Consider the following 22235-nt stretch of genomic DNA (forward strand, 5'->3'; position numbering starts at 1 on the left):
CACCGCCCACTTCAGCGAGCATCCGCCCAGGTCACCGACCCACCATCACCGAGTACCCGAAAACGTGAGCCAAGTCGGGTCGCGGCCCGCGCCTCCAGCACCTCATCCACATGCCCGGTCTCGAGCCGGTAGCGCTCAGCAGCAGAAATCAGGGAAGACGGCAGCACCGGGCGTGGTCCTTCCAGGCGAAGACGGTTGACTCGACATCTCCCATCTTCCCAGGTCAGGGCCACGCCCGACCGGACCCCCACCACCCCGGTCAAGCCCGCATCTCACTCACCGAGAACCGACCGGCCCTGCGAAACCGCCAGGCCGGGCTACCCACTATGCGAAGAATCGAGGCTCACAAGGAACACTGCGCATCAATAAACGCCAGCGCAGCCCTCCACTCGCTCGAATTTCGAACTGACACGTCAATGACATCCTGGTCGGCGATCCCTCCTGGGGCCGATTCCAAGAATCGCGAGGATTCGACGTTCCAAACACAATCCAGAAACGCTCGGGCAACACCGATCAAACAGTCGGCAACTGCTGGCCGCACAAGCGCCTCACGCAGGGCGGAGAGAAGCGATAGAGCATACTCCCATTCGATCGAATCGTCAGGCTCCAAATCAATGCCGTCGATGCTCCCAACTTCGCGGTCAGCATCAACAGTACCGTGGAGCGCTCCACTACGAATCTGGACTGCAACCATAGCCTGAGACACGCCGGGGGATACGGCACTCCACACGCCTTGCGACAAGGCAGCCTTGGCCCATAATGCGTACGCGATCGAAACACACCCTGCCCATGCGGCAGAATCAGACCGCGTTTCAAGTCGGCTCGACAGCCGATCAATGGCGGCGTTAATGTCACTGTACATAGATACCTCTATCCAGGGAGCGAGATTCTTCCGAGTTCCAGCACACCGGAGACGGCGGGTGCGCAGTTCGGGCACGGGATTCCCTTATCCTTGCCCGCCCACGAAATCCCCCACCGTACAACGTCACGGACTCCACTGTCGGGCTTAAGCGCATGCGAGAGGATATTAAGCTCAGCATGCCACTTGCCGGGCTTGACTGTAGCCCCCAGCAGCTCCAAAACCTCGCGCTGCTGCGAGGCTCGCCACTTTTCGGGCAGAGGTCAACAAATCACCCGTACCCAACCAGCAAGAACCCAGCATCGAACAGAGGAAGAAAACCTACGGGTGAACTTTAAGAGGTGATTTGCCGGGCTTTGACGTCCAAGGTCGACATGCCTACGGTGTTGTGACATGCCGCATCGGTGCCGCTGGGGGGAAGGAACTGCCGCGATGGGGAGCGCCAAGAGGGCGACGAGCGAGAACCTGCTTGCCGTCCTAGCACTGCACGAGAACGGCTCGTACGGAGCCGCCGCCAACGCCATCCAACGAGATTCCGCAACCGTCAAGTACCACCTCATGGCTGCCCGGCAGGCCTACGGCGACGATGTGCTGGCATACACCGGCGGCAGGTGGCAGCCCACGGCGAAAGGCCTGCAGATCCTCGAGCTGGCCCACGAGGCCCGGCATCTCAAGAACGCTCTCGGCGGGTTCGAGGACCAGCCCGACCCCGAGCCAGGACCTGCCTCCAACGCTGCCGCCTGACAGCCTGCCCCCGGTCATGCCCTAGCGTCACACCCTGTCCAGCGCCTCCCCCACCACCGACCGCAGCGCCGGGACCACCTCTTCCTCGAACCAGGGGTTCTTCGACTGCCAGCGGAAGTTGAGCGGCGACGGATGGACCAGCGGGATCATCGCCGGCAGGTACTCCGTGTACGCCCGCACGGTCTCGGTCAGGCTGGGCTTCGCCCGGCCCGCCAGGTAGTACTTCTGGGCGTAGCCGCCCACCAGGATCGTGAGCCGCAGGTCCGGCAGCTCGGCGAGGATCCGCCGGTGCCACAGCCCGGCGAAGTCCTTGCGCGGCGGCAGGTCGCCGGAGGCGCCCTTGCCCGGGTAGTAGAAGTCCATCGGGAGGAGCGCGATCACGTCCGGGTCGTAGAACTGCGCGTCGTCGACGCCGAGCCAGGACCGCAGCTTCACCCCGCTGGCGTCGTTCCACGGCACGCCGCTCTCCTGGGCCTTCCGGCCGGGCGCCTGTCCGACGACGGCGATGCGTGCGCCGGCCCCCGCGGTGTAGAGCGGCTCGTAGCCGAGGTCTCGTGCCCAGGCGTTGGACCGGTGCGCGGTGATCTCGGCCCGGATCTGATCGAGAGTGCTGTCCATGGCAGCCCAGTCTGTCCCCCGTGCGAGCTACCTGCGAGTGTCCACCCCGCGGTGACGATTCCGGACAGCAGGCTCCATAACGTTCGGGGTAGCCCGCGGCGCTCCGGCCGCGGCATCTCAACAAGGGAGTCATCGTGCGTCTGGTGTGGCACCTCGTAGCGGTTATGGCGGTCGCCCTCGCGGGTGGTCAGGCAGTGATGGCGGTCCAGGGCAGCCACTGGCTGGAGCTCGTCATCGGCGTGGCCACGGCCGTGCTCGCCGTCGTCGTCTACGCCTGGGTGGTGCGGCGCACCGAGCGCCGCGCGCCGGTCGAGGTGGAGCTGAGGAGCGCCGCCCCCGGGATCAGCTGGGGCACGCTGCTGGGCATCGGCCTGTTCGGCGCCGTCATCCTGAACATCGCCTTTCTCGGTGACTACACGGTCAACGGGCTCGGCACGACGTCGGGCGCGATCGGCCTGGTGGGCTTCATGGCCGCGGCCGCCGTCACGGAGGAGCTGATGTTCCGCGGGGTCCTGTTCCGCATCATCGAGGGCTGGACCGGCACCTGGATCGCGCTGACGCTCACCAGCGTGCTGTTCGGCGCCTCGCACCTCTTCAACCCGAACGCCAGCCTGTGGGGTGCGCTCGCCATCGCCATCGAGGCCGGTGGCATGCTCACGGCGGCCTACGTCGCGACCCGCAAGCTGTGGGTGCCGATCGGCCTGCACTTCGGCTGGAACATCGCGGGGAGCGCGATCTTCAGCACCGAGGTCTCCGGCAACAACACTCCGCAGGGTCTGCTGGACGCCACGATGTCCGGTCCGATGCTCATCACCGGCGGGGACTTCGGCCCCGAGGGCAGCGTGTACTCCCTGGTGTTCTGTGTGCTGGCGGCCGGCGTGTTCCTGTGGCTGGCCCACCGGCGTGGCCACATCGTCCCCCTTCGGCGCAGCGCGCGGTCGGGTGTGCCCGCTACGCTCCCCCGGTGATCGATCTCCAGCAGGTCCTGGACCGGTGGCACCGCCTCGATGTCACGGTCCGGGACCTGCCGCTCGCCCTGGCGCTTGCCGGTGCGGCCTTCCTGCCGATGCTGCGGGACTACGGGACGCAGGTCGGTGAGGTGCCCGCCCGTCCCCTCGACGAGTGGGCTGTCCTCGTGATCGCCCTCCAGTGCCTCCCGCTGGCCGTGCGCCGGCGGTGGCCGGCCGTGTGCATCGTGCTGGTGTCGCTCGGCTTCGCCGCCGGCCAGGTCCTGGGCTACCACTCGTTCGCCGCCAACGCGCTGGGCATCGCCCTGGTGAGCACCGGCGCCCACCTGGCGCAGCGGCGGCCGCTCTTCGTCGTCGGCCTCTCCGTGGCCTACGTGGCGCTGGCCGTGACGCTCGACCGGCTGACCGGGGCCGAACGGGTGGACGAGTTCGTGACGTTCTTCCTGGCGATGGCCCTCGCCTGGGGCGCAGGCTCGTGGCTGCGTTCCACCCGGGCGGCCGAGGCCGACCGCCGGCTCCGGGTCGCCGAGGAGACACGCACCGCCGAGCGAACGCGCATCGCGCGCGAGCTGCACGACGTGGTGACGCACCACGTGACGGCGATGGTCGTGCAGACGGAGGCAGCCCGGTACCTGACCGCCGCCCCGGACCGGCTCGACGAGACGCTGACCTCGGTCACGGACACGGGCCGGCGGGCGATCGGCGACCTGCGTCATCTCCTGGACCTGCTCGACCCGGGCCACGACACCGCCGTCCAGACGCCGTCGCTCCGGGAGCTGCGCACGCTCGTCGAGCAGACCCGTCGGGCCGGGCAACCGGTGGAGCTCACCGAGGAGGGCGCGCCGTCGGAGTCGGCGGGCAGCGCCGAGCTGGTCGCCCACCGGGTGGTCCAGGAGGCTCTGACGAACGCCCTGAAGCACGCCCACGGCAGCCCGACGGCGGTGGGTGTGCGCTACGACGAGAGGGAGATCACCGTGGAGGTCAGCACCGCCGGCGCGAGCCCTGAACCCGCCGGCGCCCGACAGCGTCCGGCCGCCGGGAGCGGCAGGGGGCTCGTCGGGCTCCGGGAACGGGTGGACGCGCTCGGGGGCGAGTTCGGCGCGGACCGCCGGCCGGACGGCGCCTTCGTCGTCCGGGCGCGCATCCCCACCGGGAACCGGGCGTGAGCGCGCCGGTCCGGGTCCTGGTGTGTGACGACCAGGCGCTGATCCGCACGGGGTTCACGACGATCATCGACGCCCAGCCCGACCTCGAGGTCGTCGGCGAGTGCGCGGACGGGCGAGCCGCCGTCGAGCTGGCCGGCCGGCTGGACCCCGACGTCGTGGTGATGGACGTACGGATGCCGGTGCTCGACGGCATCGAGGCGACCCGGCTGCTCGCCGGCGCCGGGGTGGCGCGTCCCGTCAAGGTACTCGTGGTCACCACGTTCAACCTCGACGAGTACGTCTACGAGGCGCTGCGTGCCGGGGCCAGCGGGTTCCTGCTCAAGGACGCCCCCGCCGGGCAGCTCCTGCACGGCATCCGTACGGTCGCGACCGGTGCGGCCCTGCTGGCGCCCGAGGTGACCCGGCAGCTCGTGGGCCGGTACGCCGCCCGGATCCGGCCCCCGGAGAGCGCGGACCCCGAGTCCGCGCTGACGCCGCGCGAGCTCGAGGTGCTGCGCCTCATCGCCAACGGGCTGTCGAACGGCGAGATCGCCGCGACGCTCGTGATCAGCCAGGAGACCGTCAAGACGTACGTGTCGCGCATCCTGGCCAAGCTCGGCCTGCGCGACCGTGTGCAGGCAGTGGTCCACGCCTACCGCAGCGGCCTGGTGACCTGACCGGCACACACGGCGGCGCCCGTGCACGGACCAGCCGTGCACGGGCGCCGCCGTCAGCCGTGCTCGTCACTCCGCCCCGAGCGCCGCCACGGGTGAGGTGCGGGCGGCGGTCCGTGCCGGGAGCACCGAGGCGAGGAGCCCGGCGACGAGCGCGATGGCCAGGACCATCGCGATGTCGGTCCACGGGACGGCGTAGCGCACCTCGCCCATGAGGGACAGGGCGGTGGCGGCGCCGGCCCAGCCGAAGACCAGGCCGAGCACGATGCCGAGGATGGCGCCGACGCCGGCGATGAGGGCGCCCTCGACGGCGAGCATGCCGCGCAGCTGTTCCTTGCTCAGGCCGATGGCCCGCAGGGTGGCCGACTCCTTGGTCCGTTCGATCACGGACAGGGACAGCGTGTTGGTCACGCCGATCAGGGCGATCACGACGGCGACGGCGAGCAGGCCCACCACGATGCCGAGGATGACGTCGACGACCTGCCGGAACTGGGCGGCCTGGGCGGCGGGCCCCATGACGAAGGCTCCGCCGTCGACCTCCCCTGCGGCGTCCTGGACGTCTGCGAGCACGTCCGTGGCGTCCGTACCCGAGATCTTGGCCCAGGTGTCGGTCACCGTGTCGTCGCCGCTGATGCGGTCGAGGTCGGCGGTGGTGATGCTCCGGTTGAGCGGGCTGGAGCTCGTGATGACGACGGTCAGGTCGACCGAACCCCCCGCACCCTTGACGGTCGCCTCGTCGCCCGCCTCGAGCGACAGCGAGTCGGCCGCTTCCTGGGTCAGCAGGATCGAGCCCTCGGTGAGGAGCCGTGCCTCGTCCGGGACGTTCACCACGTCGGCGAGCTCCTCGGGGTCGGTACCCATGACGCCGAGGTCCTCCGTGCCGGCGAGCGTGACCGTGTCGTGGGTCACCAGCGCGGTTGCCGCGACGCCCTCGGTCTCCCCTACGGCATCACGCAGCGGGGCCACGTACTCCGGCGAGGAGGCGGAGACGCTGACGTCGTAGGGGAAGCTCTCGTCGAGCAGGCTGTCCGCGGACATCCGTGCGCTGGCCGCGCCGGTGGACATCATGGTGACGAGCGTGACGCCGATGAGCAGCGCCGTGGACGTCGCCGCGGTGCGGCGCGGGTTGCGCAGCGTGTTGGCGACGGCCAGGCGGGAGGCCGGTCCGGTACGGGACACGAGCGCGCCCAGGCCGGCCGCGACGCGCGGCAGCCAGAGCACCGCGCTCAGCACGACGCCGAAGAACGCGACGGCACCACCACCGACAGCCGCGATGAGTCCGAACTGCGGTGTGCCGCGCATCCCGAGGAAGACGCCGAGCGCGAGCAGCGCGAAGCCGCCGACGAGGGCGAGGACCGAGACCACGAGACGGGTCCGGCCGGCGCGGGCGCGCAGCGTCGGGGCGTCGGAGGGTCGCAGCGCGGCCAGCGGTGCGACGCGGGTCGCCGAGCGGGCGGGAGCGATCGCTGCCAGGACCGTGACGACGGTGCCGACGACGAGCGGCAGCACGATGGACTGCCAGGTCAGCGTGACCGTCGCGGGCAGCGGCACGCCGAGGTCGAAGTTCGGCGCGATGACCAGCGCGGCCTGGGCGAGCAGGCCACCCGTGAGGATGCCCACCGCCGAGGCGACGGCACCGAGGATCGCGGCCTCGAGCAGCACGCTGCGGTAGAGCTGGCCGGTCCCCGCGCCGATGCAGCGCAGGAGGGCGAGGGCGCGGGTGCGCTGCGCGATGAGCACCTGGAACGTGTTGGTGATGACCATGGCCGCGATGAGCAGTGCGATGGCGGCGAACGTCATGACGAACACGAGGAAGACGAGGTCCTGGCCCCCGGTCTGCGCGGCGGTCTCAGCGGCCGCGACCTCCGCGACGGTCTGGACCGACACGTCGTCGGATCCTTCGACGACGGCCTTGACCGCCTGGTCCAGGGCGGGCGGGACGGCGCCCCCGTTCAGCGGCTCGTCGAGCGCGACGAGCAGCTGCTTGACGGGTTCGCCGAAGCCCTCGTCCTCGCTCCAGGCCTGGAGCGTGGCAGCCGGGACCGCCGCCGCGCCGCCGAAGCCCGCGTAGGCGCCGTACGGGTCGTCGGTGAGACCGCTCACGGTCAGGCTCTCGGTGATCTCCTCCGGCTCGCCGAGCTCGTGCACCGGCGTCTCGGCCTGGCTCTCGGCCCAGCCCTCCGGGTAGATGGTGCGCTTGACGGACACCTCGTCACCGAGGCCGACCTCGAGCCGCTCGGCGACCTTCGTCGTCAGGGCGACCTCACCGTCCGCCGCCGGCCAGGTGCCGTCCCGCAGCTCCAGCGGAGAGAGCCGCGGGTCCGCGGGAACGGGAGCGAAGAGCTGGTAGCCACCCTTGCCGCCGTTACGCAGGTCGCCGTACCAGGTGATGGACTCCTGGACCGTCTCGACGCCGTCGACACCGGCGACGGCCTCGACGTCTGCCTCGGTCAGCTCGGTCTCCGGGTCGTCCCGCGGGACGGAGACGACGACGTCGGCCCGTGCGTACTCCGCCGCGACCATGTCGTAGGTAGTGCCCTGGATGACTGTCCCGGCGAGGAGCGTCACGGTGACGAACGCCGTGCTGATCAGGATCGCGACACCTGCCGCGGTCAGCCGCCCGACGCTGCGGCGCATCTGCGCCAGGGTCAGGCGTGCGGTGGGAAAGGAGCTGGCCATCACGCACCCGTCCCGGAAGCCGTGGCGACGGACGGCTCGAGGGTGCGCAGGGCGTCCAGGCCGGCCATCGCGGACTCGGGCGTCGGGTCGCTGATGTCTCCGGCGATACGACCATCGGCGATCAGGACGACGCGGTCGGCGTACGCGGCGGCCGACGGGTCATGGGTGACCATGATGATCGTGCGACCCAGCTCGCGGACCGAACGGCGCAGGAACGACAGGACCTCGGCCCCCGAACGCGAGTCCAGGTTCCCCGTCGGCTCGTCCGCGAACACCACATCAGGCTGCGCGATCAGAGCACGAGCGATCGCGACCCGCTGCTGCTGCCCACCCGAGAGCTCACCCGGACGATGCGTCAGCCGACCGGCGAGGCCGAGGGTGTCGACCAGCGTGTCGAACCACGCCCGGTCCACACTCCCGCCGGCCAGCTCGACGGGCAGCGTGATGTTCTGCTCGGCGGTGAACATCGGCAACAGGTTGAACTGCTGGAACACGAACCCGACCCGGTCACGACGCAACCGCGTCAGAGCCTTGTCGTTCAGACCGGTGATCTCCGTGCTCCCCAGGAACGCCTGACCACCCGTTGCGGAGTCCAGCCCGGCCAGGAGGTGCATCAGGGTCGACTTGCCCGACCCGGACGGGCCCATGATCGCCGTGAACCGACCCTGCTCGAAGTCCACGTCCACACCGTCCAACGCCCGCACGGTCGCCTCGCCCTTGCCATACGTCTTCGTCAGAGAACGCGCGCGCACTGCGGGTGACGACGACCCAGGCGCATACACAGTGGTGTCCATGCCGCAGACGCTACGGACCGGCCCCCACCTGCGGCGTCGGGCCCCGGACTGATTCTGCGACACGCCGGTCATACCCAGGTCGTACGGGTCAGGAGGCCGCGGCCTCGGCCAGCAGCGCGCCGCGGTTGGTCCGGACGAAGGCCTTGAGCGCCGCGGGCACCAGGGCGATGTCGGCCAGCGCGCGGTCGTCGCGCAGGTCCACGTGCTCGACGGCGTACGTGCCACGCACCGGCTCCTGGAGCTCCGGGCCGGACCGCAGCGTGAGGTCCATCGAGACCACCCGCGCCAGGAAGTAGTGGTGTACGGCGACGCCGGCGTCCTTGGGCTGGGACGTCAGGAACACCTGGCGGACCACCTTCGCCGTCGCGCCGAGCTCCTCGAAGAGCTCACGGTGCAGCCCGTCCTCGACCGACGCGTCCTCGGGCTCCACGCCTCCACCAGGCGTCACCCAGTACGGGGCACGGCCGCGGACGGTCCGCTTGATCACCACGAGCCGGCCCTCCTCGTCCAGGAGGATCGCCCGCGCCGTACGGCGCACCACCACCGCCGGCGTGGTCGACGTCGCGGGGATCTCGTCGACGACGGGCGCCTGGCGCAGGTACCCCTCGAACAGGGGACCGCCCGCCGAGTCCAGGGTCGCGCGCGCCACGGCGACCATCGTGTCGTCGTCGTGCCGGGCAGCCACCCACCGGGCAGCGTAGCCCGGGTCCCAGGCGCGCAGCTCGCGCAGCAGCCACTTGCCACCGCCGTCCCACCGGCCGGCCGCCGCGAGCGCCAGGTGTCCCACGCGCTCCCACAGCACCGACCGCACCACGTCGGCCTCGCCGCCGTCGCGCGCGTACGCGAGGTCGTCCAGCAGGTCCGTCACGCCGTAGCGGGCGTCCTCCAGCGCGCTGTCCGACGCCGGTCCGGGGCCGGCGTCGAGCATCTTCCGGCACTCCGCCTTGAGCCCGGCGACGTCGTCCTGACCCGTGACAGGGACGCCCGTGGCGATCATCCGTACCAGCGTCGGCTTGCGCCGGGCCATCTCCTGCGCGAGGAACCAGCGGTGACCGTCCTCGGTGTTGACGAACAGCTCCACCGGCCAGCCCCGCCAGCGCACCGAGTCGCGGTGGCCGACGGCGTCGTCGGGCACGCAGACCACGATGTCGAGGTCCGACCCCGCTGTCCGGACGCCCGGGTCTAGCACGCTGCCGGCCAGCAGCGCCCACCGGGCGTGTGGGTAGCGGTCGGCGACCAGGGCGGCGGCGTCGGCGATGGGGTCCACGGCAGACATCATCTGCCACGCGGGCAAACGGACCTATTCGTTACCGTGAATTCGCGTCGCACTCCCCCGCTGGTGGGCCGGGCCGCGCTTCGGCCCGCCACACGGCACGTGCCCGCCTCCTTCCCGCTGGCTGCGGGAAAGAGGCGGGCACGTGGTCGGGTGGCTGACGGGTCAGCGCGCCCTCAGGTTCACAGGTCCTCCGTCTCCTGGCTCTGCTCCTCGGTGAGCCGTTCGATCCAGACGTCGCGGAACCTCGGGTTGAGGCCGGGGTCTCCGTGGTCCTGGAGGCGGATGTGGCCCGGCGTCGGCCCCTCAGCCTTGCCGTTGCCCGTCTTGCCGTCGATCGGCACGTCGTCGTGCACGAGCTGCCCGTTCCACCAGAGCGTGAGGCGCGCGTCCTCCACCTTGGTGCCGTCGCTGTCGAACCGGGCCGCGCGGAACCGGATGTCGTAGGTCTGCCACGTGCCCATCGGGGTGGCGGCGTTCACGTCCGGCGCCTTCTTGAGGTAGATCGCACCCGCGTCGTTCGTCGCGGGCGGGTCGATGCCGAAGGACTCGAGCACCTGGACCTCGTAGCGTTCCTGGATGTAGAACCCGCTGTTGCCGCGCGACTGACCCGTGACGTCGGGCGCGTGCTCCGGCTGGTACCACTGGGCGTGCATCCGGAAGTCCCCGAACTTCTCCTTGGTCCGGATGTCGTCGCCGAAGGACTCCATCGAGCCGTTCTCGACGGGCCAGGTCGCGGGACCACCGCTCACCTTCTCCCACGCGTCCAGGTCGCCGCCGTCGAAGAGCGTGATGCGCTTGGTCGGCGTGACCGTGAGGTTGTCGAGGTTCACGTGCCCCACGTCGTCGGACTCGTAGACGTGCGCGATGGAGTTCGCGCCCTTCTTGAGCCGCACGGTCTCGACCTGCGTGGCCCAGCGGGACCAGCTCACCGTGCTGTCGAGCCAGACCTGCTTCTGCTTCTCCCCGTTGACGTACAGGCTCATCGACCGGGCCTGGGGGCTCGGGTCGGAGTTCTGCCCGCTCGCGTAGCGCAGCGCGAGGTCGTGCTTGCCGGCCTTGTCGGTCTCGACCGCGAACGTCGTGCGAGAACCCGGCTCCCAGTTGCGGTCGACGAAGCCCGCGCCCGAGTACCCGGCGTGGTTGGTGTTCCAGCCCGCGCCGCCGGACAGGTCGGCGGCCTCCGCCTCGTAGACGGGCGGAGGCTCCGACCCGTCGGGCAGGCGGTTGAGCGTGTACCAGGCCTCGGTGCTCCACAGCTCCGCACCGCTCTGGGACGCGAACGGGCGCGGCGAGTGCACGTTGACGACGTGTCCGGGCTTGAGCCCGTCGATCATCAGGGTCACCGTCTTCCGGTCGTCGGACAGTGTCGCCGAGGTGACCTCGAGGTCCTCCTCGTCGACCTTCGGGCCGCCGTACTGCGGCGTCGACACGTAGCGCCACTGCGCAGCGGAGTACTTCGCCGCGAGGTCCTGCACGGTCTCGTCCGACAGGGGCTGCGTGTACTCGATCTCGAACCCGCCGTCGACGGCACGCATCTCGAGCATGTCGAACGCGCGGCTCTCGTCGAACGTGAGCTTCTGCAGGCCGTAGCCGAGCTTGCCCGCCTGGCCCCAGTTGCCCGACCAGCCGATGCCGCCCACGTAGATCGAGCCGTCCGGGCCGACGCTGGTCCTGCTGACGCCGGACTCGAGCCCCTGCGTCATGCGGAACACCGCGCCCTGCTCCTGGCCCGCGACCTCTTCGAGGTAGGCACGCTGCAGGCCGCCGTAGGTCACGTCCCCGATCGCGAGCTGCCCGGCGAACACGCCGTCGGTCAGCGTCACGGGGTTGCTCGGCGAGTTGGAGATCTCGCTGTGGGGCATCCACAGCACGGGCTCGGTCACCGGCTGGTCGTCGTACGGACCGTCCGGGTTCGTGTAGTGGTTGTAGAACGCGCCCTCCTCGACGCGCACCAGCTTCGACGTCGGCACGTGCATGCCCTGGTTGTCGGTGACGTACATGCCGCCGTCGGCTCCCCAGCCGATGCCGTTCGGGGTGCGCAGGCCGCCGGCGATGTACTCCACCTCACCCGACCTCTTGTTGATCTTCATCACCGAGCCGCGGTTCTCGACGAGCTGCGGGTCGCGGGTCGCGCCGCCGGGGACCATCGCGATCCCCGTGGTGACGTAGAAGTGCCCCTTCTCGTACAGCAGGCCGAACGCGAACTCGTGATAGTTGCCGCCGAACGGCCAGGACGCGATCGAGCGGTACTCGTCGGTCACCTCGTCGCCGTCGGTGTCCACCAGCTCGGTCAGGCCGTGCTTCTCGGACACGTAGATGCTGCCGTCGACGACCTTGAGGCCCATCGGTTCCTCGAGCTCCTCGGCGATCTTCGTGTACTCCACGTCCGCCGCGCCGCCGTCGCCCGTCACGTTCTCGACCAGGTACACCTCGCCGAGCACCGTCTCGCGGTCGCCGCCCCACGTCGAGATGGCCATCCTGCCGTCCGGCAGCCAGTCCATCCCGGTGACCTGCGGCTCGAAGCCCTCCGGGCGCAGGTCGGTCAGCGTGTAGTCCGGGTGCACCTCGGTCAGGGGCAGCCCGTCGCCCGGGGACTCCGTGACCCCCTCGCAGGACTTGCGCCCCGGCGAGGTGACGCGCGTGACGTCGGCGTCGGTGCTCAGCACCGAGTTCGGCACCAGGGAGAAGTCGGTAGCACCCGGCGGGCGCCACTCCAGCTTCAGCCGCTGGTCGAAGTCGCCGTCGAAGTGGTCGATGCGCAGGGCGCGGTAACCGGTCGCGAGCTCGGCCGACCCCTCCTTGGGCGTCGCCCCGTGCTTGCCGGGGTGGTCGACCACCAGTGTGTCGTCGAGCAGCAGCCGCGCGCCGTCGTCGCTCGTCAGCCGGAAGTCGTACGTACCGTCCTCGGGGACGTTCAGGTAGCCGGTGACCTCGGTGACGAACCGGTCCGGGATGCCGAAGTCCTCCGTCGTCGCCCAGTCGATCGTCGGCATCAGCTTGTCGATGTTCGGGGTCTGGCCCGGCTTCAGCGTGCAGTAGTCGTCGAGCGGGACCTGGACGTCGAACACGCGCAGCGTGACGCCGGGTTCCTGGGGCCTGATGTCGTCGGCGCTCGCGGACGCCTGTGCAGGGAGCGCGGTCAGCGCGGTGAGCGGCAGCGCGAGCGTGGCGAGCATCGCGGCGAACCTCCGGGAGCCGCGGCTCCGGGACGTTCTGGGGTTCCGGGACGGATCTCCGGGACTGCGTGCGCCGCGTCCGTGTCGTGCTGCGCCTGCGATGACGGGTTCGGTCGGTCTGTGTTCCATCAGCTGCCTCTCCATTGAGGACATTGCTTGCCTGGGACTCGCCTGGGCACCGTCGGGATGCACCTGATCGGACATTTTGCGTTCCGGGGTGTTGCGGGACAACGAGTTGCCACATGTTGCCTTGGCCGGGGCGACGGCTTGCCCTCGCCGTGGAGCGGCCTGCCCCGGCCGGGCGGTCAGACGTCGTCGAGCCGCTCGTGCACCTGCTTCTGCAGGCTTCGATAGACGATCTGGCTGCGGAAGCTGACCACCTCGCGTCGCTGGCTGAGGCGGTCGATGAGAAAAGCGTGCAGGTGGTCGAGGTCCTGTGCGGTCACGTGGACGAGAAAGTCCTCGTCACCGGCGACGACGTAGACGGCGACCACCTCGGGCAGCTTGATGAGCGCTGCCTTGAAGGAGTCGATCACCTCGCGCTTGAGGGGCCTCAGCCGCGTCGAGATGAACGCCTCGACCTCGCGGTTGAGGGCCGACGGGTTGATCTCGGCGTGATAGCCCCGGATCACGTCACGCGCCCTGAGCAGACGCACCCGCTCCAGGCAGGTCGACGGCGCGATGCCGAGCCGGCGAGCCAGCTCTCGGTTGGTCTGCCGCGCATCACGCTGCAGTTCCTGCACGATCGCCGAATCAAGTTCGTCCATGACGGCGAGTCTAGCCATCGTGCCGAATGAAGTTCATATTTGGCCCTCTACTGCTGTGCATCTGTTTACGCTCACCGAGGCTTACTAGCTATTTGATCGGCGAACAGCATGAAAGGCTGGACATGAAGAAGCTCGTGACGAGTAGCCGTCGCGACCAGGGGCTCGGCGCCCTCACCGGGGCGGTGATGCTCCTCGGAGCCGTCCTCGGACCGGGCGCCCTCTCCCTGCCCGCGCTCGCCGCCGACGCCGCCGGGCCCGCCTCGCTGGTGGCGTGGGCCCTGCTGCTCGGCGCCAGCGTCCCGGTCGCGGCAACCTTCGCGGCGCTCGGGGGCGCGCATCCCGACGGAGGAGGAGTCGCGCACTTCGCCACCGGGGCGTTCGGCCCGCGGGTCGCCTCCCCGGTCAGCTGGTGGTTCCTCGCGGCGGTGCCGCTCGGCGTCATGGCCGCCGCGCTGATGGGAGGGCACTACATCGCGGCGGCTCTCGGCGCGGGCCCCGACGTCGCCCTGGGCGTCGGCCTCGGCCTGCTCGCCACGTCGTTCGCCCTCAACGCGGTCGGCCTCCACGCGACCGGCCGAGCGCAGGTACTGACCGCCGCCGTGATGGTGACCCTCCTGGTCGTCACCGTCACGGTCTCGCTCGGCGGTGTCCACGCCGAGGCGTTCACGCCCTTCGCGCCCAGCGGCCCGGCCAGCGTTGCCACCGCGTCGACCGTCCTGTTCTTCGCGTTCGCCGGGTGGGAGGCAGCCACCCACCTCTCCGCCGAATTCACGGACCCGGGCAGAGGGCTGCGTCGCGCCACGGCGCTCGCCCTGGGCCTCGTGATCGTGCTCTACCTCGGGCTGGCGGTGGTCACCATCGGCGTGCTCGGACCGGCAGCCGGCAGCACGCCGGCACCGTTGCTCGTCCTGCTGCAGCGGGCATTCGGCCCGACCGGCACGGCGCTGGCCACGGTCGCCGCCCTGCTGCTGACGTTCGGAGCGATCAACGCCTACCTCGCCAGTGGCGCCCGCCTGGGTGCCGCCCTCGGACGGGACCGGTCACTGCCGCGCTGGCTCGTGGGTGGGGCGATACCAGGACGCGAGCCACGCCGAAGCCTCGCGTTCCTCGCCGGGTGCTGCCTGCTCCTCGCGGTGCCTGTGCTCAGCGGCGTCATCACGCTCGACGCCCTGGTCCGCGCCACCTCCGCGCTGCTCGCCGCCGTCTCTCTGGTCGGCGCCCTCGCCGGCACGCGGCTCCTGCGGGGTCGGCAACGACGGACGGCCGTCGTGGCCTCGGCGTTCCTCGGCGTCCTGCTCGTCTTCTGCGGGCCGCTGCTGGTCGTCCCCGCCGTGGTGGGTGGCGCGGCGCTGGTGGTGCGGCCGGGAGCTGGGCGTCTGGAGCCGAGCCGGACGGATACTGGGCGATGAGGGCGCTCGCCGCGACAGGTGCCACGGTGGCCGCGACGACCGGGGACGACCAGGTCGGGTCCGGCACGCTTCGACGTCAGCTGAGCCCGTGGTCAAAGGCGTACGCGGCGGCGGCCGTCCGAGACGGAACGTTCAGCTTGGTGAAGATGTTGCTCAGGTGCCGCGCGACGGTCTTCTCGCTCAGGAAGAGGGTCCCGGCGATCTCCGCGTTGGACCTGCCGGCGGCGACCAGCCGGAGCACCTCGGCCTCGCGAGCGGTGAGGCCGCCTGGCAGGTGGCCCGGGGGCAGCAGCCGGTCCACCTCCTGCGCCGCCGGCGTAGCGCCGAGCGCCGCGAGCGCCCGGGCCGAGGCCGCGAGCTCGGCGGCCGCGGACTCCTCGTCGCCCAGCTCGCGCAGCGAGCGACCCACGAGGACACGTGTTCGGGCGGCCTCGTAGGGCCAGCCCAGCTCCTGCCATCTCCGCAGCGCCGTGCGTAGCGTTCCGAGCGCGTCGTCGGGTCGGTCCTCGGCGAGGGCCAGTGCCCCGGCGGCATAGCCGGCCATCGCCCTGAGCGAGCTCGAGTCGAAGGCTTCTCCGACCGTCTCCAGCTCGGCGACGAGGGGGCGTACCGCGGCGAGGTCGTTCCCGGCGAGGAGTACGTCGATCGCGCCAGGCAGGAGCCGCGAACGGTGGATGGGATCGCGTGGCTCGCCGAGCACCCGGCGTACGGCGGCGCAGGCCCCGCTGGTCCGGCCGCGGGCGAGGGAGAGCAGGGCGTGCGCGGGTTGCGGATCGTGGCCCAGGCCGATTGCCTGCTCGAACGCCTTCTCGGCTGCGTCGTACTCGCCGCGGATGCGCAGCAGGTCTCCCCGTTCCGCGAGTGCCGAGCCGGCTGCGGCCGGCATGCCTGCCACGGCGTAGCGCGCGGCCGCGCGGTCGAGCTCGGTGATCGCCTGCTCGAAGGCGCCCCGGACCCGCATCACCTGGCCGCGGTGGAGCGCACACTGACCGGTGAACGGCACGAGTCCCACCTGGGCGCCGCACCATGTGGTCAGCGCCGTCGTCCATTGAGCGACCCGGTCGAAGTCCGAGATCTCCTGACAGGCCTCGATCAGCGAGCAGTAGGTGTGTCCGGCGAAGATGGGCGACACCTCGCCGGTGGTGACGCCGACCATGGCTTCGTCGAGGAGGCGCACGCCTTCTGGCACCCGGCCGAGGTAGAGCAGGCAGCGCCCCTGCGCCATCAGGCCGGCCGCGAGCAGGTCGCCGTCACCGAAGCGCCTGCCGTACGACGTGAGGGTGGTGGCCTCGTCGAGTCCGGTGACCGGGTCACCGGCGAGCACGTGGCCGAGCATCCGGAAGAAGAGGATGTACCCGTGCTCGACGGTGTCCTGCTCGAAGGCCTCGAGAAGCCGCTCCGCACGCGAGATCCAGCCGCTCGCTACCGCACGCTCGCCGCTGTCCATCATCGTCATCCCCAGCCAGAAGGCGGACCGGACCGCGGCTCGCAGGTCGCCGGCGTCGAGGTGGGCCAGATGCGCCCGCTGGAGGGCCTGTATGCAGTCGTTGTGCCGGCCGACGAGGAAGGCGGCGGTGGCCAGGTCGGCGAAGTCGGCGGCCAGGAGCGCGTCATTCCCGGCCGCCGAGAGGCCTTCGTACGCGGCGACCCAGTCGCGGCGGTCGAAGGCCTCACGCGCTCGCACCAGTTCGTCGACGTCGTTCACGAAGCCTCACCTCTTCGTGAGCATAGGGCGGTCAGGCGGCCTGGTGCTCCCTTCTCGACGCGTTCACCCGGTCGCCGATCCGGTGCGCCAGGTACTGCGCGTCCCTCCCGATGCCGGGGAAGACCATCGAGCTGAACGCGTACTGGAACGCAAGGCCGCAGAAGTAGAGCCCGGGCACGTGGTCGACGACACCCCGCATCTCGACGGGCCAGCCGTCCTCGCCGGCCACCGGGAGCTTGATCCAGTCGAAGGTCTGGCGGAAGCCGGTTGCCCAGACGACGTTGGAGGCAGGCACGACGGTGCCGTCCTCGAGCAACGGCATGCCGCCCTGAGCTCCCACCATGCGGGTCGTGTTCCGCTCGACGCCGCGCGCCGTGAGGTCCTCGCGGTGGACCCGGACCATCGGGCCCCCGTGCGACCGCACCTCGTGGAACACCTTGCGTCCCACCGGCGTGCGCCGGGTGAGGACGTGCCGCCACACGAAGACGACCACGGGGAAGAAGAACCTCGCACGACGCTGCTCGGGCCGGAACGGGAGCTGTCCGGGGTCCCTTCCGCACAGCGTGACCGGGTGCGTGCGGGCTGCCTCGTAAGCGATGTCGGTACCGGAGTGCGAGGCGCCCACCACCAGGACCGGTCCGGGCTGGAGGTCGGCGGGCCGGTGGTAATCGCTCGAGTGCAGCTGCCGGACACTTGGGTCGAGCTGTCGGGCGAACTCCGGGACATACGGCGCCTGCCCGAACGTGCCGGTCGCCACGACCACGTTGTCGCACGTGATCATGGTGTCGCCGATGCTCACCCCGAAGCTGCCGTCTGGTCGCTGTTCCAGGGCGTCGACCCGCGTGCTCATACGCACCGGAAGGTCGAACTTCAGGGCGTAGCTCTCGAGGAAGGCGGCGACCTCGTCCTTCTGGGGGAACGTCCAGGGTGCGGCCGGGAAGGGGGCACCGGGAAGCCCGTCGTACTTCGCTGGGCTGTAGAGCCGCAGAGTGTCCCAGTGCCGGCGCCAGTTGTCGCCGATCCGGGCATTGCTGTCGAGGACGACGCAGTCGCGGCCCAGCCTGGTCAGGTGGTACGCCGTGGACAGACCGGCCTGGCCGGCTCCGATGATCACGGTCTCGATGTGTTCGGTTGACATGGTTCCTCCCGCTGCCAGTGATGCGTCGACGCTAGGAGGAGCGCAGCGCTCACCGCGTCGGGCAAAATGCCCAACCGGTTCGTGCCGCATGGGTGGGTCGACCCATGCCGCGGACCGGTCTGCGACTCCCCCGCGGGGAGATGCTCGCGACGTCTCTCAGCTGAGCCGGTAGCGCCTCTCGGGCCGCCCCGCGGTCCCGTAGTTGAGCCGCACCGCGGCGCGGCCCGTCGTCGCGAAGTGCTCCAGGTAGCGGCGCGCGCTCACCCGGCTGACGCCCACGGCGTCCGCGCACTCCGTGGCGCTGAGCTCGCTACCGTTTGCGAGCGCGGCCAGCACCGCGTCGGCCGTCTCCAGGCTGAGCCCTTTCGGCAGCGGGGCGCGCGGTCCCGCGCCCGTCGGTGAGCGCGCGAAGACGGCGTCGATGTCGGCCTGGAGGTCCTCCTGGCCGACATCGACGTCCCCCAGGCCGTCGAGGGCCTTGCGGGTGCGGCGGAACTCCTCCAGCCGGGCAGCCAGGTCCTCCGACGCGAACGGCTTGACGAGGTAGTGCGCCGCCCCGCCCGCGGCGGCGGCGCGGACGGTGTCAGCCTCCCGGGCCGCGGTGATGATCACGACGCCGACGTCCTGTCCCGCCGCCCGCAGCCGGCGCAGCACCTCGATGCCGCTCATGTCGGGCAGGTGCACGTCCAGCAGGACGAGGTCGGGCCGCAGCCGGTCGACGGTCGCGAGCGCGTCGGCGCCGGTGTGCACCTCACCGACCACGCGGAAACCCGGCACCCGGTCCACGAAGCGTCGGTGGATCGACGCGACCATGAAGTCGTCGTCCACCACGAGCACGTCCAGGCTCACTGCGGTCGGCCCCCTTCGTCCGTCACGATGCCCTGCGGCAGCCGGGCGGTGAACGCCGCGCCGCCCAACGAGTCATCATCTCGCACCGTGACGCCGCCCCCGCGTCGCTGCGTCAGTACGTGCACGAGGGCGAGCCCGACGCCCCGGCCGGCCGTCCCGGCGGGCTTGGTGCTCCAGCCCCGCCGGAAGATCGCGTCCACCTGGTCGGGTGCCACCCCGGGCCCGCTGTCGGCGACCTCGACGACGACGTCCTCCCGGGGGCCGGAGACCGCGAGCCGCACGCGCGCCCGCGCCGGGCGGGCGCCGCCGGCCACGTCGGGCCTCGCAGACGACCCGGCAACCGACGCCGCGGCGTCGACCGCGTTGTCGACGAGGTTGCCGAGCACGGTGCCGACGTCCGCGGAGAGGTCCGGGTCGAGACGCGGCAGCGCGCTGCCCGGGTCGACGAGGAGCTCCACGTGGCGCTCGTCCGCGAGGGTTGCCTTGGCGATGAGCAGGGCGGCCACCGCCGGGTCGGCGACCCGTGCCGTGACGACGTCGCTGAGGTCCGCGCGCCGTCGCGTGAGCCGGTCGACGAAGCGGCCCACCTCGTCGTACTCCCCCAGCTCGATGAGCCCGGAGACGGTGTGCAGCTGGTTGCTGAACTCGTGCGTCTGCGCTCGCAGCGTCTCGGTGACGCTCTCGCGCGCGTGCAGCTCGCTCTGCAGCGCCAGCAGCTCGGTACGGTCGCGCAGCGTGGTCACCGTGCCGGCAGGGCGGCCGTCGTGCAGCACCCGGCGACGGTTGAGCACCAGAACCGTGTCTCCCGCGACGAGCACGGCGTCGTGCACCTCGTGCGTACCGCGCAGCAGGTCCAGGACGGCGGGGCCGAGGCCCAGGTCCTCCAGCCGGCGACCAGTGGGGCCAGGGGCGTCGACGGGCAGTCCCAGCAGCTCGTGGGCGCTGTCGCTCACCAGGCTCACGCGGCCGTCGTCACCCACGACGACGACCCCCTCACGGATCGACCGCAGCACCCCCTCACGGTGGTCCGCGAGCGCCGCGATCTGTGCCGGCTCCAGGCCTCGCGTGCGGCGCTTGACCAGGCGGGCGAGCAGCCACGACCCTGCGGCCGCGAGCGCGGTGCCGATGCCGAGCACCACGAGCACGTCGCGACCGGCGCTCGAGAGCCGCTCGGCCAGCGGCGGGTACGGGTCGGCCAGGACGACGACGGCGACGGGCTGCGGGGCGCTCGGTTCGGGCACGCGGTCGCTGCCGCCGTAGACGGGTACCCACGCGGCGATCGAACGGCCCGCGACGTCCGTGACGTCACCGCTGCCTGCACGTGTGGCGGCGTCGTCGGGCAGCTCGATCCGTTCCCCCGTCCGCGTCGGGTCGGTGGCAGCGAGGATGCGTCCGTCGACGTCGGTGAGGTAGGCGTTCCCCGCGTCGACGTACGCCGCACGGGTCTGCAGGTAGTACGCGAGGGCCAGGGTGTCAGGCGTGTCCTCGGTGAGCGTCGACTGCACGGCCGGGATGCCGGCCAGCCCCTCGGCCGCCACCTCGAGCCGGTCGGCACGGTCGTCCCGGAACGCGGCGTCGGCCTGCCCGAGGAAGACCACGGCGGCCGCCGCGACGACCAGGAGCAGCACCGCGAGCTGCAGCGCCAGCACCTGCCCGGCGAGCGTGAGGTGCCGGGTGGGCCGCCGGGCAGGCTGCCGGGCGTAGGGACCGCGTGACCGCAAGTTTCACAACCTCCTTTGGTTACCCAATGATGACGCGCCTCGCGAGCACCTGTGACGATGACGCCGGGGCAGAGCTGCCCCGTAGCACCGACCCAGTCTGGAGGAACCGATGTCGTCGACGACATCCGGCCCCCCGAGCCGCACGACCGAACCCGCGGGACGCGGACGCTCCCACAGCACCGGCCGACGCCGTGGCGCCCGTCTGGCCCTCGCCGCCACGCTCGCCGCGACCCTGGTGGCCGTGGCCGCCGGGTGCGGCGTCACGCGTGGCGACGACTCCGCGGACCTCGACATGTGGATCCCGAACAGCCCCGGCGGCGGTTACGACCAGACCGGCCGCGCGGCCGTCGGCGTCCTCGACCGCGGAGACATCACCGGCGGTGACATCCAGGTGACGAACATCCTGGGCGCGGGCGGTTCGGTCGCGATGTCGCGGCTCATGGGCGAGGCGGGCAACGAGCGGCTCATGATGACCCTGGGGCTCGGCGTCGTCGGGTCCACGTACTCGTTCGGCGTGGACGCCCGCCCGCACCACGCGACGCCGCTCGCTCAGCTCATCGAGGAGCAGGAGGGCGTGCTCGTGCCCGCCGACTCTCCGTTCCGCACGATCGACGACCTCGTGGCCGCGTGGCAGAAGGACCCGGGATCGGTGGTGGTGGGCGGGGGCTCGTCCCCCGGCGGCCCCGACCATCTGTTCCCCATGCAGCTCGCCAAGACGGTCGACGTCGACCCGAAGGACGTGCGGTACGTGTCCTACGACGGCGGCGGGCCCCTGACCAGTGCCCTGCTGGGGAACAAGATCCAGGTCGGGTTCTCCGGCCTTGCCGAGTTCGAGGGGCAGATCGCGGCGGGCGAGCTGCGGGTGCTCGCCGTCTCCGGCGAGGAACGCCTGACCGAGGACGTCCTCGCCGACGTCCCGACACTCACCGAGTCCGGCATCGACCTCGTCTTCACCAACTGGCGAGGCGTCGTCGCCCCGCCCGGCATCAGCGACGAGCGCCGCGACGAGCTCATCGACTACCTCACCCGCATGCACGACTCGCCCGAGTGGGAGCAGGCCCTTGCCGACAACGGCTGGACCGACGCCTTCGTCACCGGGGACGACTTCGAGCAGTTCCTGCGCGAGCAGGACGAGCGGGTCTCGACCACCCTGAAGGAGCTGGACCTGCTGTGAGCACCGAGGTGGAGAACCCTGACGTGGGGGCGGCGGACCACGGTCCCCTGAGCCCACGCGTCGACGCCGCCCAGTACGGGCTGGCTGCCGTGCTGCTCGTCGTCGGCGCGTACACCGTGTACGACGCCACGACCCTGGAGGTCGGGTTCGCCGACCCCGTGGGTCCGCGCATCTTCCCGTTCGTCATCGGCGCGGGGCTCGTCGGCACGAGCGTGCTCCTGGGCGTGGCGACGGCGCGCGGCTCGCGCCCCGACCCGGAGGCAGGCGAGGACGTCGACGTCACGACGCCCGCCGACTGGCCCACGGTGCTGAAGCTGGTCGGCGTCATCCTGCTGACCATCGCCACCGTCGCCTGGCTCGGCTGGGCGCTCTCCGGCGCGATCCTCTTCGCGGGCGCGGCATGGGCGCTCGGCAGCCGCACCCTGATCCGCGACGTCCTCGTGGGTCTCGTGCTCGCGGTGGCCAGCTGGTACGGCTTCGTCGTCGGGCTGGGCATCCCGCTCACCCCCGGCGTCCTCGACGGAATCTTGTGAGGCGGT

General features: G+C 71.1%; 18 protein-coding genes. 7 read left to right on the forward strand and 11 right to left on the reverse strand.

Annotated features, from left to right (window positions below; genetic code table 11):
- Positions 1-343: 343 nt before the first annotated feature.
- A complete protein-coding gene (locus tag ACYVK7_RS04940; protein WP_460886571.1) occupies positions 344-937 on the reverse strand; it encodes a hypothetical protein in 594 nt (197 codons plus the stop codon).
- A gap of 354 nt (positions 938-1291) precedes the next feature.
- On the opposite strand from ACYVK7_RS04940, the gene ACYVK7_RS04945 reads away from it, so the two are divergent.
- Positions 1292-1603, forward strand: coding sequence for a hypothetical protein (locus tag ACYVK7_RS04945; RefSeq protein ID WP_460886572.1), 312 nt, complete (start codon positions 1292-1294; stop codon positions 1601-1603).
- A 27-nt stretch (positions 1604-1630) separates the two neighbouring features.
- Here ACYVK7_RS04945 and ACYVK7_RS04950 read toward each other — a convergent pair whose 3' ends face one another.
- Complete coding sequence (locus tag ACYVK7_RS04950; RefSeq protein ID WP_460886573.1) at positions 1631-2221, reverse strand: uracil-DNA glycosylase family protein; 591 nt, start codon at positions 2219-2221, stop codon at positions 1631-1633.
- Positions 2222-2355: 134 nt separating this feature from the next.
- On the opposite strand from ACYVK7_RS04950, the gene ACYVK7_RS04955 reads away from it, so the two are divergent.
- The 3 genes from ACYVK7_RS04955 to ACYVK7_RS04965 are packed head-to-tail and all read left to right on the forward strand — an operon-like array spanning position 2356 to position 5011.
- Positions 2356-3189 carry a lysostaphin resistance A-like protein gene (locus tag ACYVK7_RS04955; protein ID WP_460886574.1) on the forward strand — a complete coding sequence of 278 codons (834 nt, stop codon included), beginning with the start codon at positions 2356-2358 and terminating at the stop codon, positions 3187-3189.
- A complete protein-coding gene (locus tag ACYVK7_RS04960; RefSeq protein WP_460886575.1) occupies positions 3186-4355 on the forward strand; it encodes a sensor histidine kinase in 1170 nt (389 codons plus the stop codon). The genes ACYVK7_RS04955 and ACYVK7_RS04960 overlap by 4 nt, the downstream gene beginning before the upstream one ends.
- Positions 4352-5011 carry a response regulator gene (locus ACYVK7_RS04965; RefSeq protein WP_460886576.1) on the forward strand — a complete coding sequence of 220 codons (660 nt, stop codon included), beginning with the start codon at positions 4352-4354 and terminating at the stop codon, positions 5009-5011. The genes ACYVK7_RS04960 and ACYVK7_RS04965 overlap by 4 nt, the downstream gene beginning before the upstream one ends.
- Positions 5012-5077: 66 nt before the next feature.
- On the opposite strand, the gene ACYVK7_RS04970 is transcribed toward ACYVK7_RS04965, so the two are convergent.
- The 5 genes from ACYVK7_RS04970 to ACYVK7_RS04990 all read right to left on the reverse strand — a co-directional run bounded on the left by ACYVK7_RS04970 (position 5078) and on the right by ACYVK7_RS04990 (position 13700).
- On the reverse strand, positions 5078-7687 hold the full coding sequence (locus ACYVK7_RS04970; RefSeq protein WP_460886577.1) for an FtsX-like permease family protein: 2610 nt from the start codon (positions 7685-7687) through the stop codon (positions 5078-5080).
- Positions 7687-8481, reverse strand: a complete 795-nt coding sequence (locus ACYVK7_RS04975; RefSeq protein ID WP_460886578.1) for an ABC transporter ATP-binding protein — start codon at positions 8479-8481, stop codon at positions 7687-7689. The genes ACYVK7_RS04970 and ACYVK7_RS04975 overlap by 1 nt, the downstream gene beginning before the upstream one ends.
- A gap of 88 nt (positions 8482-8569) precedes the next feature.
- Positions 8570-9748: an NUDIX domain-containing protein gene (locus ACYVK7_RS04980; protein ID WP_460886579.1), complete on the reverse strand. Its 1179-nt coding sequence runs from the start codon at positions 9746-9748 to the stop codon at positions 8570-8572.
- A 188-nt stretch (positions 9749-9936) separates the two neighbouring features.
- Complete coding sequence (locus tag ACYVK7_RS04985) at positions 9937-12933, reverse strand: family 16 glycoside hydrolase (protein ID WP_460886580.1); 2997 nt, start codon at positions 12931-12933, stop codon at positions 9937-9939.
- Positions 12934-13238: 305 nt separating this feature from the next.
- A complete protein-coding gene (locus ACYVK7_RS04990) occupies positions 13239-13700 on the reverse strand; it encodes an Lrp/AsnC family transcriptional regulator (protein WP_460886581.1) in 462 nt (153 codons plus the stop codon).
- 122 nt (positions 13701-13822) lie between these two features.
- Between ACYVK7_RS04990 and ACYVK7_RS04995 the strand changes: the two genes are divergently transcribed.
- Positions 13823-15109, forward strand: coding sequence for an APC family permease (locus ACYVK7_RS04995; RefSeq protein WP_460886582.1), 1287 nt, complete (start codon positions 13823-13825; stop codon positions 15107-15109).
- A 76-nt stretch (positions 15110-15185) separates the two neighbouring features.
- Here the strand turns inward: ACYVK7_RS04995 and ACYVK7_RS05000 are convergent, their stop codons facing one another.
- From ACYVK7_RS05000 to ACYVK7_RS05015, 4 genes are all read right to left on the reverse strand, one after another.
- Positions 15186-16814 (reverse strand): helix-turn-helix transcriptional regulator, encoded by a 1629-nt coding sequence (locus ACYVK7_RS05000; protein ID WP_460886583.1) that lies wholly within the window; start codon positions 16812-16814, stop codon positions 15186-15188.
- Positions 16815-16845: 31 nt separating this feature from the next.
- Positions 16846-17952: a flavin-containing monooxygenase gene (locus tag ACYVK7_RS05005; protein ID WP_460886584.1), complete on the reverse strand. Its 1107-nt coding sequence runs from the start codon at positions 17950-17952 to the stop codon at positions 16846-16848.
- A 156-nt stretch (positions 17953-18108) separates the two neighbouring features.
- Positions 18109-18801: a response regulator gene (locus ACYVK7_RS05010; protein WP_460886585.1), complete on the reverse strand. Its 693-nt coding sequence runs from the start codon at positions 18799-18801 to the stop codon at positions 18109-18111.
- Positions 18798-20522 (reverse strand): sensor histidine kinase, encoded by a 1725-nt coding sequence (locus ACYVK7_RS05015; RefSeq protein WP_460886586.1) that lies wholly within the window; start codon positions 20520-20522, stop codon positions 18798-18800. The genes ACYVK7_RS05010 and ACYVK7_RS05015 overlap by 4 nt, the downstream gene beginning before the upstream one ends.
- Positions 20523-20631: 109 nt before the next feature.
- Here ACYVK7_RS05015 and ACYVK7_RS05020 point away from each other — a divergent pair, with 109 nt between their 5' ends.
- Both ACYVK7_RS05020 and ACYVK7_RS05025 read left to right on the forward strand, forming a co-directional pair.
- A complete protein-coding gene (locus ACYVK7_RS05020; protein WP_460886587.1) occupies positions 20632-21696 on the forward strand; it encodes a Bug family tripartite tricarboxylate transporter substrate binding protein in 1065 nt (354 codons plus the stop codon).
- Positions 21693-22229, forward strand: coding sequence for a tripartite tricarboxylate transporter TctB family protein (locus ACYVK7_RS05025; protein WP_460886588.1), 537 nt, complete (start codon positions 21693-21695; stop codon positions 22227-22229). The genes ACYVK7_RS05020 and ACYVK7_RS05025 overlap by 4 nt, the downstream gene beginning before the upstream one ends.
- The last annotated feature ends 6 nt before the right edge of the window (positions 22230-22235 follow it).

It is taken from the genome of Promicromonospora xylanilytica (assembly GCF_054782895.1).